This is a genomic window from Microbacterium testaceum (assembly GCF_029761935.1).
In the GTDB taxonomy this organism is placed as follows: Bacteria; Actinomycetota; Actinomycetes; order Actinomycetales; family Microbacteriaceae; genus Microbacterium; species Microbacterium testaceum_A.
In genome coordinates, this window is the sequence record NZ_CP121699.1 from 3,206,730 (window position 1) to 3,219,953 (window position 13,224).

The 13,224-nt window shown below is 68.5% G+C and carries 14 protein-coding genes; 8 read left to right on the forward strand and 6 right to left on the reverse strand.

Annotation, left to right across the window (positions count from 1 at the left end; all coding sequences use genetic code 11):
• The first annotated feature begins 5 nt into the window (after positions 1 to 5).
• The 5 genes from QBE02_RS15360 to QBE02_RS15380 all read left to right on the forward strand — a co-directional run bounded on the left by QBE02_RS15360 (position 6) and on the right by QBE02_RS15380 (position 3,563).
• A complete protein-coding gene (locus QBE02_RS15360) occupies positions 6 to 260 on the forward strand; it encodes a DUF3263 domain-containing protein (protein WP_279366495.1) in 255 nt (84 codons plus the stop codon).
• A gap of 35 nt (positions 261 to 295) precedes the next feature.
• Complete coding sequence (locus QBE02_RS15365; protein WP_279366496.1) at positions 296 to 898, forward strand: LytR C-terminal domain-containing protein; 603 nt, start codon at positions 296 to 298, stop codon at positions 896 to 898.
• A 131-nt stretch (positions 899 to 1,029) separates the two neighbouring features.
• Positions 1,030 to 1,230, forward strand: a complete 201-nt coding sequence (locus QBE02_RS15370; RefSeq protein ID WP_056229192.1) for a cold-shock protein — start codon at positions 1,030 to 1,032, stop codon at positions 1,228 to 1,230.
• A gap of 170 nt (positions 1,231 to 1,400) precedes the next feature.
• On the forward strand, positions 1,401 to 3,020 hold the full coding sequence (groL, locus tag QBE02_RS15375; RefSeq protein ID WP_279366497.1) for a chaperonin GroEL: 1,620 nt from the start codon (positions 1,401 to 1,403) through the stop codon (positions 3,018 to 3,020).
• Positions 3,021 to 3,254: 234 nt separating this feature from the next.
• Complete coding sequence (locus tag QBE02_RS15380) at positions 3,255 to 3,563, forward strand: hypothetical protein (RefSeq protein ID WP_279366498.1); 309 nt, start codon at positions 3,255 to 3,257, stop codon at positions 3,561 to 3,563.
• Positions 3,564 to 3,713: 150 nt separating this feature from the next.
• On the opposite strand, the gene QBE02_RS15385 is transcribed toward QBE02_RS15380, so the two are convergent.
• The 5 genes from QBE02_RS15385 to QBE02_RS15405 form a co-directional block, all read right to left on the reverse strand.
• A complete protein-coding gene (locus tag QBE02_RS15385; RefSeq protein WP_279366499.1) occupies positions 3,714 to 5,393 on the reverse strand; it encodes a sensor histidine kinase in 1,680 nt (559 codons plus the stop codon).
• A gap of 134 nt (positions 5,394 to 5,527) precedes the next feature.
• On the reverse strand, positions 5,528 to 6,220 hold the full coding sequence (locus QBE02_RS15390; RefSeq protein ID WP_055956651.1) for a response regulator transcription factor: 693 nt from the start codon (positions 6,218 to 6,220) through the stop codon (positions 5,528 to 5,530).
• Between the two features lie 69 nt (positions 6,221 to 6,289).
• Positions 6,290 to 7,939 carry a DNA repair helicase XPB gene (locus tag QBE02_RS15395; protein ID WP_279366500.1) on the reverse strand — a complete coding sequence of 550 codons (1,650 nt, stop codon included), beginning with the start codon at positions 7,937 to 7,939 and terminating at the stop codon, positions 6,290 to 6,292.
• Positions 7,940 to 7,986: 47 nt separating this feature from the next.
• Positions 7,987 to 9,708, reverse strand: coding sequence for a helicase-associated domain-containing protein (locus QBE02_RS15400; protein ID WP_279366501.1), 1,722 nt, complete (start codon positions 9,706 to 9,708; stop codon positions 7,987 to 7,989).
• Between the two features lie 4 nt (positions 9,709 to 9,712).
• Positions 9,713 to 9,991 (reverse strand): hypothetical protein, encoded by a 279-nt coding sequence (locus QBE02_RS15405; protein WP_056229175.1) that lies wholly within the window; start codon positions 9,989 to 9,991, stop codon positions 9,713 to 9,715.
• A gap of 106 nt (positions 9,992 to 10,097) precedes the next feature.
• On the opposite strand from QBE02_RS15405, the gene QBE02_RS15410 reads away from it, so the two are divergent.
• Together QBE02_RS15410 and QBE02_RS15415 are read left to right on the forward strand one after the other, a co-directional pair.
• Complete coding sequence (locus QBE02_RS15410; protein ID WP_056229171.1) at positions 10,098 to 10,481, forward strand: cold-shock protein; 384 nt, start codon at positions 10,098 to 10,100, stop codon at positions 10,479 to 10,481.
• Positions 10,465 to 11,061 carry a DUF3027 domain-containing protein gene (locus tag QBE02_RS15415; protein ID WP_279366502.1) on the forward strand — a complete coding sequence of 199 codons (597 nt, stop codon included), beginning with the start codon at positions 10,465 to 10,467 and terminating at the stop codon, positions 11,059 to 11,061. The genes QBE02_RS15410 and QBE02_RS15415 overlap by 17 nt, the downstream gene beginning before the upstream one ends.
• Before the next feature lie 59 nt (positions 11,062 to 11,120).
• Here QBE02_RS15415 and serC read toward each other — a convergent pair whose 3' ends face one another.
• Positions 11,121 to 12,242 (reverse strand): phosphoserine transaminase, encoded by a 1,122-nt coding sequence (gene serC, locus QBE02_RS15420; protein ID WP_279366503.1) that lies wholly within the window; start codon positions 12,240 to 12,242, stop codon positions 11,121 to 11,123.
• Between the two features lie 99 nt (positions 12,243 to 12,341).
• On the opposite strand from serC, the gene QBE02_RS15425 reads away from it, so the two are divergent.
• Positions 12,342 to 13,040, forward strand: coding sequence for a metal-dependent transcriptional regulator (locus QBE02_RS15425; protein WP_279366504.1), 699 nt, complete (start codon positions 12,342 to 12,344; stop codon positions 13,038 to 13,040).
• Positions 13,041 to 13,224 lie beyond the last annotated feature (184 nt).

A 13,224-nucleotide genomic window follows, 5' to 3' on the forward strand; every position in this document is an offset into this window, starting at 1 on the left:
ACGGCGTGACCCTGTCGGACCGTGACCTCGCCTTCCTCGCTTTCGAGGGGGAGTGGCGCCGCCATGCGGGTGCGAAAGAAGAAGCCATCCGCGCGGAATTCGCCTTGACGCCCGCCCGGTACTACCAACTGCTCGGCCGGCTGATCGACACCCCCGAGGCCCTTAAGCACGACCCCATGCTCGTGCGTCGACTGCGCCGTCGGCGCGATGATGCGGCTGCCCAGCACCGCGCGCGCCTGGGTCGGACGGCGGAACGCTGACGGGTTCGCTCGGACGCGACCGATAGCATCGTCCAATGGCCAGATCGACCTTCCCTCGGGATCGCTTCGACGACCTCCCGGCCGACTCCGGTCGCGTCGGCGCCCACCGGGCCGAGAACCCGCGCCTGCGCGGGTGGATCGTCTTCCTGTGGGCGGCCATCGCCACCCTGGTGCTGATCATCGCCGGCATCTTCGCGACGCTCGTGGTCTCGGGCCGTATCTCGCTGGGCCCCGCCGACGCTCCCACCCCGATCGCCTCGGCGGAGCCGACGACCCCGGCCGTGGTCGACACGTCGTATTCGGTGGTGGTGCTCAACGGCACGCCCGACAGCGGTCTCGCCGCCTCCGTCCGCGACCAGATCGTGGCGGCGGGGTGGAGCGGCGACACCGTCGAGACCGGCACCTCCGACAGCACCGACTTCGCTGACACGACCATCTACTACCGTCTCGCCAGCGATGAGGCGGCGGCCGAGGGGCTGGCGCAGACGATCGGTGGCGCGCAGGTCGCGCAGAGCGACTTCCTGCAGCCCACCGATGACCCGAACACCCCCGACGACGAGAGCAACGTCAAGCGTCTGATCGTCGTGATCGGCCTCGACCGGGCATCCGGTCAGCCGTCCGCCTCGCCCTCATCCTGACCGCTCGCGGGCCGCGTGTTTCCGCGGAGTAACAACTTGGATGCACGCGCGTCAACAATGCTCCCGAACCCCGATTCGGTGGCACCCCCCGTGCTTACGATGACCTCGTCGTTCAGCAACAGGAGATTCGCATGACGCAGGGCACTGTCAAATGGTTCAACGCCGAGAAGGGCTTCGGCTTCATCACGGTCGATGACGGGCAGGACGTTTTCGTTCACTACTCGAGCATCGAGATGTCGGGCTTCCGCGTCCTCGAGGAGGGGCAGGCCGTCGAATTCACCGTCGGCACCGGTCAGAAGGGCCCCCAGGCGGAGTCCGTGCGACTGGCCTGAGCTCTGATCAGAACGCCGCGGCATCCGAGTTCCGGATGCCGCGGCGTTCGGTGTTTCCGGGACGGTGCGCGGCTTGCACTCCCCAGGGGCGAGTGCCAGAATGAGTTAGCACTCGCTTTCGTCGAGTGCCAAAATCTGCAAGTCACCCGTCCGGGAGGGACGACACACTTATGGCAAAGATCATCGCTTTCGACGAAGAGGCCCGGCGCGGTCTCGAGCGCGGCCTCAACACTCTCGCCGACGCCGTCAAGGTGACCCTGGGCCCCCGCGGTCGCAACGTCGTGCTCGAGAAGAAGTGGGGCGCCCCCACGATCACGAACGACGGTGTCTCGATCGCCAAGGAGATCGAGCTCGACGACCCGTACGAGAAGATCGGCGCCGAGCTGGTCAAGGAGGTCGCCAAGAAGACCGACGACGTCGCGGGTGACGGCACCACCACCGCCACCGTTCTCGCCCAGGCGCTCGTGCGCGAGGGCCTGCGCAACGTCGCCGCCGGCGCCGACCCCATCTCGCTCAAGAAGGGCATCGAGAAGGCTGTCAAGGCCGTCACCGACGAGCTGCTCGCCTCCGCCAAGGAGGTCGAGTCCAAGGAGCAGATCGCCGCCACCGCGTCGATCTCCGCCGCCGACCCCGCGATCGGCGAGCTCATCGCCGAGGCCATCGACAAGGTGGGCAAGGAAGGCGTCGTCACCGTCGAAGAGAGCAACACCTTCGGCACCGAGCTCGAGCTCACCGAGGGCATGCGCTTCGACAAGGGTTACATCAACCCCTACTTCGTCACCGACCCCGAGCGTCAGGAAGCGGTCTTCGAAGACCCGTACATCCTGATCGCCAACCAGAAGATCTCCAACATCAAGGACCTTCTGCCGATCGTCGACAAGGTGATCCAGGAGGGCAAGGAGCTCCTCATCATCGCCGAGGACGTCGAGGGCGAGGCCCTCGCGACGCTCGTGCTCAACAAGATCCGCGGCATCTTCAAGTCGGTCGCCGTCAAGGCTCCCGGCTTCGGCGACCGCCGCAAGGCTCAGCTGCAGGACATCGCGATCCTCACCGGCGGCCAGGTCATCACCGAAGAGGTGGGCCTCAAGCTCGAGAACGCGACCGTCGACCTGCTCGGCCGCGCCCGCAAGGTCATCATCACCAAGGACGAGACCACGATCGTCGAGGGTGCCGGTGAGTCGGAGCTGATCGAGGGTCGCGTGACCCAGATCCGCCGCGAGATCGAGAACACCGACAGCGACTACGACCGCGAGAAGCTCCAGGAGCGCCTCGCGAAGCTCGCCGGTGGCGTCGCCGTCATCAAGGCCGGAGCCGCGACCGAGGTCGAGCTCAAGGAGCGCAAGCACCGCATCGAAGACGCCGTGCGCAACGCGAAGGCCGCCGTCGAAGAGGGTGTCGTCGCCGGTGGTGGCGTCGCGCTCATCCAGGCCGGCAAGAACGCCCTCGCGGGCCTCGAGCTCTCGGGCGACGAGGCGACGGGTGCGAACATCGTCAAGGTCGCCATCGAGGCCCCGCTCAAGCAGATCGCGCTCAACGCCGGTCTCGAGCCCGGTGTCGTCGCGAACAAGGTCGCCGAGCTCCCCGTGGGCCACGGCCTCAACGCCGCGACCGGCGAGTACGGTGACCTGTTCGCACAGGGCATCATCGACCCCGCCAAGGTGACCCGCTCGGCTCTGCAGAACGCCGCGTCGATCGCCGGCCTCTTCCTCACGACCGAGGTCGTCGTCGCCGACAAGCCGGAGAAGAACCCCGCTCCCGCGGGCGACCCGACCGGTGGCATGGACTTCTGATCCACGCTGACGCCTGAGAACGCCCCCTCCTCCGGGAGGGGGCGTTCTTCGTTTCGGGGCAGGGGGGGTGACGCCGGAGGGAGGGTGAGGTTTGTCACATCTTTGACGCGGGTCATGGACTCGGGGACTACCATCACCCGAGTGACAGACCTCTTCTCCTCTCGTGAAGCCGAGGCGGCTATCGCTCGGATCGAGCCATTGCGCATCACGGTGCCGTGACGCAGGAGGTCGGTCATGTCTTCCCCCGATGACTTCCTTGTCAGCGACGCGATCGTGCGCTACATCGGCGAAGACCGCTCACCCTTCCCTCTCGATGAGATGTCCGCGGTCAGGAAAGCGCATCCGAACGAGGGGCTCGAGCTCACCTCGATGATCGTTCAGACCCTCGTACGATCGGAGGCGATCACACCGGAAGAGGTGGCGCCTTTCGATGACGGGTTGAGGGAACGGCTTCACGAAAAGCTCAGGGCGCTCTTCCCGGGCCTGTCCGAGCAGGCAGTGCGCGCCATCGCGTGGAGGTGGGGGTTCCTCAACCTCAGGTGAGGGTGGAAAAACCACCCGCTGACGCGCAAGAGATCGCCCAAGCCGTCATCGACGGCCACGGGATGGAGCGCCGGTTCCGGGAGTCCGAGCGAGCAGAAGGGCGCGAGCAACCGTGATCACGATCCGGCCTCCGGGGCGAACCCCGCTTGATCAGGCGTCGTTCGCGGGTCGGTAGTTCTCGGGGAGGCGTTCGAGGGGCTGCGTCTCGATGAGCGCGTGCTCCTGGGCGTCGCGACGATCAGCGAGGGGAAGGGAGACACGGAAGGTCGCTCCACCCCCGGGGGTGTCGCGCACATCGACCGTGCCGTGCAGGAGGTCGACGATGGATGCCACGATCGACAGGCCCAGACCCGAGCCGCCGGTCTCTCGGGTGCGCGAGGTGTCGGCGCGCCAGAAGCGCTGGAAGATCTGCTCGCGGATCTGCTCGGGCACTCCCTCGCCGTGGTCGATGATCTCGATCCAGCCCATGTCGCTCTCGGCGTCGACGCCGACGCGCAGACCGATGGGGGAGTCCTCGGCGGTGAAGCGGCGGGCATTGCCGAGCAGGTTGGCGACGACCTGACGCACCTTGTTCTCGTCGCCCATGACGATGGGGGCGAGACGCGGTACGGGCCGGACCACACCGAGGGGGGCCGTGCCCTGCGCGGGCTCGCCTTCGGACGAGGGGGATGCCGTGGGCTCTGCGCCGTCCTTCGACCGACGCCGCAACCGGGACAGGGTCGCGCCCGCGATCGCCATCGCCGACGTGGTGGGGGCGGTGCGGCGTCGACCTGTGCCGCTCGCGGGTCGTCCACCAGAGTCCAGCAGCGGGTCGAGGGTGATCGTGGGGAGCACCAACTCGTCGCGCGAGGTGGTGTCGTCGACGGTCACCTCGCGCTGAGGGGAGGTCACGCGCAGGTCGAGGGCGGCATCGCGGGCGATCGGGCGCAGATCGAGGGCGATGATCGTGACGTCACGACGCTCGTCGAGGCGGGCGAGGGCCAGAAGATCCTCGACCAGGGCGCCCATCCGGATCGCCTCCTTCTCGATGCGCTCCATCGACTGCGCGACGTCCTCGTCGGAACGGATCGCACCCATGCGGTACAGCTCCGCGTAGCCGCGCATGGTCACGAGGGGAGTGCGGAGTTCGTGGCTGGCGTCGCCGATGAATCGACGCATCTGTCGCACGGTGGCATCCCGTTGCCCGAGGGCTCCGTCGATCCGAGCGAGCATCGCGTTGATGGCCGTCTTGAGCCGACCCACCTCGGTGTCGGGGACGATGTCGGTCAAGCGCTGGCTGAAGTCTCCCGCCGCGATGTCCATGGCCGTCGTCTCGACCTGCCGCAGGTTGCGGAAGGCGAGGGTGACGAGCCAGCGCGTGAGCAGAGCCGTCGCGATGAGGATGAGCAGGGCCACGAAGGCGTAGATGCCGAGGTAAGCCGCGACAATCCGATCCGTCGGGGCGAGCGGCTGGATCACCATCTGGGTGTAGACGCCGGGATTCCCCGGCACCTGCAGCACCCCGACGCGGGCGAGGAAGTGCTGCCCCGACTCGGGCGACTCGAGGTCGATGCGTCGATCGATCTGGCTGTAGGTCTGCTCGACCGTGAAGGTCGACGGGATGTCGGGGAGGGCGGTCGTCGACGTGCCGTTGTAGAACGCCTCGCGCTGGCCGTCGGGACCGTAGACGACCACCATCGACCCGATCTGCGGTGCGTTGTCGACCTGCGAGAAGACGACGCGGCCGTCGACGGGCGCGGTGGTGAAGATGCTGTTCGCGATGCTTCCGGCGGCCTGCTGAGCGAGCTGCTCGTCGAGGTTGTTCACCAGGGTGGTGCGCAGGAACACCATGGTTCCGATGCCCGCGGTGAACAACCCGATGGCGAGGAGCGCGACGGTGACGCCGGTGACCTTGGTACGCAGGCTCAGCCCGCGCCACCAGCGCGTGAGCGAATCGTCGGTATGCGACAGGAGGACGCCTTCTCTCAGGCGGTCTTGCCCGACTTCAGCATGTAGCCGAAGCCGCGCTTGGTCTGGATGAGCGGCTCGGAGGAGTGCGGGTCGATCTTGCGCCGCAGGTACGAGATGTAGCTCTCGACGATGCCCGCGTCGCCGTTGAAGTCGTACTCCCAGACGTGGTCGAGGATCTGCGCCTTCGACAGCACGCGGTTCGGGTTGAGCATGAGGTAGCGCAGAAGCTTGAATTCGGTGGGGCTGAGGTCGATCGAGACGTCGCCGACACTGACGTCGTGCGTGTCCTGATCCATCGTCAGCTCGCCCGTGCGGATGATCGACTCCTCGTCGGCCTGCATGGTGCGACGCAGGATCGCCTGGATGCGGGCGACGATCTCGTCGAGGCTGAACGGCTTGGTGACGTAGTCGTCGCCGCCGGCGTTCAGGCCCTCGATCTTGTCTTCGGTCTCGTCCTTGGCGGTGAGGAACAGGATCGGAGCGGTGTAGCCGGCGCCGCGCAGACGCTTGGTGACGCTGAACCCGTTCATGTCGGGGAGCATCACGTCGAGCACGATGAGGTCGGGTTCCTCTTCGAGCACGGCCGAGATCGTCTGCGCGCCGTTGGCCACGGCTCGCACCTGGAACCCGGCGAAACGCAGGCTCGTGATGAGCAGGTCGCGGATGTTCGGTTCGTCGTCCACGACGAGGATGCGAGGAGCTGTCATGCCCTCATTATCGTGATCTGACCCAGCAATGTGCTGGATATGGAACGGAAAGCCGCGTGCTGGTATGCGTCAGGCGGCTTCTGCGTCGATTCCGTCGGCATCCAGAATCGTGTAGGCGTACCCCTGCTCGGCCAGGAATCGCTGGCGATTCTGGGCGAAATCCTGGTCCACGGTGTCGCGGGCGATGAGGGTGTAGAAGCTCGCGGTGTGGTTCGACTGCTTCGGACGGAGCAGGCGACCGAGCCGCTGGGCCTCTTCTTGGCGCGAGCCGAACGACCCCGACACCTGGATGGCGACCGACGCCTCGGGAAGGTCGACCGAGAAGTTGGCGACCTTGGACACCACCAGCAACGGGATCGATCCGTCGCGGAACCCCTGGAAGAGCTCTTCGCGCTCGGGGATCGGCGTGGCGCCCGTGATCTGCGGGGCGTTCAACGCTTCCGCCAACTCGTCGATCTGATCGAGGTACTGTCCGATCACGAGGACCCTCTCGCCCGGATGCCGTTCGACGAGCCGGCGCGCGACCTCGATCTTGGCGGGGGCGGTGGCGGCGAGACGGTACCGGTCCTCGTCGGCGGCGGCGGCGTATTCGAGCCGCTCGTCGGCGGGGAGGTCGATGCGCACCTCGTAGCAGGCCGCGGGGGAGATGAAGCCCTGAGCCTCGATCTCCTTCCAGGGGGCGTCGAAGCGCTTCGGACCGATGAGGCTGAAGACATCGCCCTCGCGACCGTCCTCGCGCACGAGGGTCGCCGTGAGGCCGAGGCGGCGGCGGGCCTGCAAGTCGGCCGTGAGCTTGAACACGGGAGCCGGGAGCAGGTGCACCTCGTCGTACAGCACGAGGCCCCAGTCGAGGGCATCGAGGAGGGCGAGGTGGGCGTACTGGCCTTTCCGCTTGGCGGTGAGGATCTGGTAGGTCGCGATGGTGACCGGCTTGATCTCCTTGACCTGGCCGGAGTACTCGCCGATCTCCTCGGGGGTCAGACTCGTGCGGCGCAACAACTCGTCGCGCCACTGACGGGCACTGACGGTGTTGGTGACGAGGATCAGGGTGGTGGTCCGGGTGTCCGCCATGGCTCCCGCACCCACCAGCGTCTTGCCCGCCCCGCAAGGGAGCACCACGACACCGGAGCCGCCCTCCGAGAAGGATTCGACCGCCTGACGCTGGTAGGGGCGCAGGCTCCACCCGTCTTCGGCCAGATCGATCGGGTGCGGGGTGCCGGGGGTGTACCCGGCAAGGTCTTCGGCGGGCCAGCCGATCTTCAGCAGCTCCTGCTTGATGTGGCCGCGTGCCCAGGCGTCGACCAGGAAGCTGTCGTCGCTCGGGCGACCGATCAGCAGCGGGGCGATGCGCTTGTTGCGCGAGACCTCGCTGAGGACGGCCGCATCGGAGGAGCGCAGGACGAGCTCCCCGTCGTCGTTGCGCTCGATGACGAGACGCCCGTAACGGTTGACGGATTCTCGAATGTCGGTGCTGACCGAGGCGGGCACGGGGAAGCGCGACCACCGGTCGAGCGTGTCGAGCATGGACTCGGCGTCGTGACCGGCCGCTCGAGCGTTCCAGAGGCCCAGGCGGGTGATGCGGTACGTGTGGATGTGCTCGGGTGCGCGCTCGAGCTCGGCGAAGACCGCGAGCTCGTGCCGCGCCGTCTCCGCCTGGGGGTGCGCGACCTCGAGGAGTACGGTGCGGTCGCTCTGCACGATGAGGGGGCCGTCAGCCATAGCGTTCGAGTCTACCGGGGTCGGGGAGGGCGGGGCGTGCACGGCCGTCACTCGACGGGCGCGACCCCGTCGATGTGCGACAGGGGCAGGGTGCGCTCGACGTCGGCGCCGCGATCGCGACCGCGCAGTCGGCCTCCGCCGAGACCCGTCGCTTCGAGCCGGAAGACGCGCGCCGAACCGTCGGGCAGGCGCACCGTGACGTCGATGACCGAGCGAGCGCGCACCGCCTGGTCGAGCTCGCGCTCGAGCCACGCGGCATCCGAGTCCTCCCCTCCCGTCCTCAGTCGCCCGATGAGGTCGGCGTAGGTGTCGGCGGGGGCGGTTTCGGGTGAGGCGGGGGCCGCCAGCTTCGCGCGTTCGAGTGCGCGGGGACGTCCGTCGGCGTCGACGGCGACCGCCGGGTAGTGCGCGTCGGTCAGCGCCCAGAACACGACGTCGGCCGAGACATGGGAGACCAGCTCGTCGTCCGTGCGCGTGAGGGCGATCGACCGGAGCGACTGATCGACCTCCATCGACCGCAGGAGCGTCTCATCGTCGGTCATGACACGGGTGAGATGCGAGGCGGCATCCGTGGTCACACGCACGCGTCCGTGTTCGGCGGCGGTGCGCTCGATGACGTACGCCAGAGGCTGGGGCAGACCGGTGAGCGAGATCCCGGTGAGGAACTCGCGCAGCGAGTCGGCGGTCTCTCCCGCCGTGATCGCCGCGCCGATGGTGGCGGCGCTGAAGCGATAGCTCGAGGCCTGGGCGCGCGATTCCCGGGCGGCCATCGACCGCAGCCGCACGTCCAGGTGAGGGGCCAGCGGCCCGGGCGCGATCGCCGTGAGGTCGTTCTGCAGGTACACGCGATCGACCTCGGGAGGCAGGAGCTCGCGCAGCGCCGAGGTGTCGACGTCGCCGCCCTCCGCCAGGGGGCGTGCCCACGGCGTCGCGTGACCGGCGGCGTCGAGAAGACCCCACCGCACGAGTCGTTTGATCCAGAGGGCCGCGCGGTCGGGTCCCTCGGGGTCGAAGGGCGTCGCCTGGGCCCACTGCTCGGTGGGGATCCAGCCGCCGTCGGACGAGCGGTAGGCCCGCGGAAGGGCGTCGCGCAAAGCCTCGGCGGTGCGCTGCCAGCGCTCGAGGGTCGGCAGCCGCAGCCATTCGCGCCCGGCCGGAGACACGAGCCACGCGCGGTCGTTCGTGCCGAGCAGGCCCACGTCGGCGGCGAGCCCCACGAGGAGGTCCGCTTCGGTCGCGGTCGTGACGGCACCGGCATCGACGAGGCGACGTCTCTCGGTGGCTCCGAGCGATCCGGAGCCGATGCGCCCGAGCGGGGCATCGAGGGTCTGCATGAGGATGTCGGCGACGGATGCCGCGTTGGTGAACACCGCCTCGGAGGCGGCCCCCGTGCTCTCGGGCGTCGACGTCGCGCGGCGCGGGGCAACGGCATCCGGCATCCCCGAGGGCAGGATCTCGCGCGCCGTCTCGAACACGGACGGGAAGGGGAGTCCGTCCTCTCCGACGAGGGCATGGGATGCCAACTGCTCGCGGACTCCGGCGGGTGCGGGGTGCTCCGCATCGAGCAGAGCCGCGGCTTCATCGCGGTTGAGAGCCGGCAGGCCGCGGGCGACCGAGGCCGGGTCGAGAAGCGCCTCGGCGGCGTCGAACATGTCGCGCCAGGTGCTCGAGGGGGAGATGCTGCGTTCGGCGAAGAGGCGGGCGAGGTCGGCGTCGCTGCGCGCGCTCAACGAGACCGCCAGTGCGCGTTGTGCGGAGGTCTCGGGCACGTCGTCAGGCCTTGTTGGCCCGGGCCCTTCGGACGAAGCTCATGATTAGCACGGCCAGCAGGCACGCGAAGGCCACCGGCGGGGCGATGTAGACGAGCAGGCCGATGACGGGCCACACACCCGAACCCATGTCGGCTCCGGAACTCGAGCCGATGATGATGGCGAAGAAGCACACGATCGACAGCGCGAGCAGGCCCAGCGACATGAACGCGAGAATGCGGTCGATGCGGCGGACGGGGACGTCGTCGCCCGGTGTGCTGCCACCGGAGGTGCGGGTGCTCATCGGGCTCAGCCTACTGCCTGGCGGAGGTGCCGTAGGCTGGAAGACCGGGATCCGATCGGCTCCCGTGTTCCGCCGCGCTTGCGCGCACTCATCCAGCGAGGTGTCCATGCCCACCGGCAAGGTCAGGTTCTACGACGACGAGAAGGGCTTCGGCTTCATCGTCACCGATGACGGCCAGGACGTGTTCCTGCACGCTACCGCCCTGCCCGCCGGAGCCCCCGGACCCAAGGCCGGGACGCGCCTCGAGTTCGGCGTGGCCGACGGCAAGCGGGGCCTCCAGGCCCTCTCGGTGCGCGTTCTCGACGCCCCCGTGAGCCTGTCGAAGCGCTCGCGCAAGCCCGCGGATGACATGGCGATCATCGTCGAGGACCTCGTCAAGCTGCTCGACGGCATCGGCGGCGACCTGCGACGCGGTCGCTACCCCAACGGCCCGCACGCCCAGAAGATCGCCGCGGTCCTGCGCAAGGTCGCCGATGACTTCGAAGCCTGAGCAGCCCGTCGATGAGCGTCTGATCGGCGCCCACGACCTGGCCCTCGCCGCCCTTCACGAGATCACCCCCGCCAGCACCGTCGGACCCGCGGCCGGGTACACCGCCGAGGACGACGGGGCGGTTTCGCTGCGGTTCCACACGCGCCTCGCCGGGTACCCGGGATGGTTCTGGACGGTCAGCGTCGCCGTCGTCGACGACTCTGAACCGACCGTGCTCGAGGTCGAACTGCTGCCCGGTGACGGCGCGCTGCTCGCTCCCGACTGGGTGCCGTGGGCGACGCGACTCGCGGAGTACCAGGCGGCACAGGCGGCGGCCGCCGTCGACGATGATTCCGACGACGACGACGAGGATGCGGACGACGACGACTCGGATGACGAGGACGACTCCGACGACGAGGAGCCGAAGGCGCGCTTCCACGCGGGAGACCTCGACGGCGTCGACATCGACGAGCTGGACGCGACGCACACGGACGATCCGGCCGACGACGACGAGGCGGAGGACGACGAATCCGACGACGACGAGTCCGACGACGACGACGAGGATTCCGACGACGACGACGAGCGCGAACGCAGTTACTGAACGTCTTTTACGATGAAGGCCGCCCCGCTGATGCGGGGCGGCCTTCATCGATCCGGGGCTCAGGCCCGCGGCAGGTGCTCGATCGTGTAGTCGATCGCACCGATGAGGCGACGCACGTCGTCGGGCTCGATCGACACGAAGGTCGCCACGCGCAGCTGGTTGCGTCCGAGCTTGCGATACGGCTCGGTGTCGACGATCCCGTTCGCGCGGAGGCTCTTCGCGATCGCCGCCGCGTCGATGCTGTCGTCGAAGTCGACGGTGACGACCACGGGGGAGCGGTCGGCGGGGTCGCTCACGAAGGGGGCGGCCACCTCGCTCGCGTCGGCCCACTCGTACAGGGCCGTCGACGACTCCGCCGTCCGGGCGCCCGCCCACGACAGGCCGCCCTTGTCGAGGATCCACCCGAGCTGCTCGTCGAGCAGGAGGAGCGTCGCGAGGGCGGGGGTGTTGAGCGTCTGCTGCAGTCGCGAGTTGTCGAGCGCGTTCTTCAGGCTGAGGAACTCGGGGATGTAGCGGTCGGAGGCCGCGATCCGCTCGATCCGCTCGATCGCGGCGGGCGACATGGCCGCGTACCAGAGGCCGCCGTCGGAACCGAGGTTCTTCTGGGGCGCGAAGTAGTAGACGTCAGCCTGCGTGAGATCGAAGTCGATGCCGCCGGCGGCGCTGGTGGCGTCGATGACGGTGAGTGCGCCGGCGTCGGCGTTCACACGCTGGACGGGAGCGGACACCCCCGTCGAGGTCTCGTTGTGCGGCCAGGCGTAGACGTCGACGCCGTCGACGGCCTCGGCGATCGAGCGGGTGCCGGGTGCGGCCTTGCGGACGTCGGGTGCCTGCAACCAGGGAGCCGTGGCGGCCGCGGCGAACTTGCCGCCGAACTCGCCGAAGACGAGGTTCTGGCTGCGCTTCTCGATCAGGCCGAAGGCGGCGGCATCCCAGAAGGCTGTCGATCCGCCGTTGCCGAGGATGATCTCGTAGCCCTCGGGCAGGCGGAACAGCTGCGACAGACGCTCGCGCGTGCTGGCGACGAGGTTCTTCACGGGCGCCTGGCGGTGCGAGGTTCCGAGGATCGAGGCTCCGCGGGTGACGAGGGCCTCGAGCTGCGCGCCGCGCACCTTCGAAGGGCCGCACCCGAAGCGACCGTCGGCGGGCAGGAGATCGGTGGGCAGTTCCACGTGCGACATGGGACCGATTCTAGGGTCACCCCCGGATGGGCCCCGTCCTCATGTCGGAGGGGGTCGGTAGGCTGGGATGACTTGCCGCGCGACATCGAGGACACCTGAATGACCGATCTGATCGACACCACCGAGATGTACCTGCGCACGATCCTCGAGCTCGAAGAAGAGAAGATCGTGCCGCTGCGCGCGCGGATCTCCGAGCGCCTGGGGCACTCGGGTCCGACCGTCTCCCAGACCGTGGGACGAATGGAGCGCGATGGTCTCGTCGTGGTCTCCGAAGATCGTCGCCTCGAGCTGACCGACGACGGTCGGCAGAAGGCCGTCGACGTGATGCGCAAGCACCGGCTCGCCGAGCGCCTGCTGAGCGACGTCATCGGTCTCGACTGGGCGTACGTGCACGATGAGGCCTGCCGCTGGGAGCACGTTATGAGCGAGCAGGTGGAGCGTCGCCTCGTCGAACTGCTCGGCCACCCCACCGAGTCGCCGTACGGCAATCCGATCCCCGGTCTCGACCAGCTCGGCGACGCCAACAGCGTCACCTTCGACGACGGCGTGGTCGGCCTCGTCCGCAAGCTCACCGATGCGGGCGGCCCCGTCTCGGGCACGGTCCGCCGCCTCGCCGAGCCCGCGCAGGTCGACCCCGAACTGCTGCAGCAGCTCAAGGCCGCGGGAGTGCTCCCCGGTGCTCACGGCGACTACCGCTTCAACGAGGGCTACGTGCTCGTGCAGATGGACGGCGTCGATGAGGGACTCGAGCTGCCCGTCGAGGTCGCCTCGCACATCTTCCTCGTCGCCGAGGACTGAGCGCGGCCGCGTTCGACGGTGCCGGGCCGAGCATCGCCTGGGAGCGGTTACTGAAGCGTGACATGTTCGTTATCTTCGGGTAGCCTCAGAAAGTCCACAGGCGAGAAGCCCGCCGTCGGACCCCTCGCGGTTTGCCTCATCGGCTCGTCGTCCGCGCAGGGCCCAGCCCGCACATCGTGCCCCA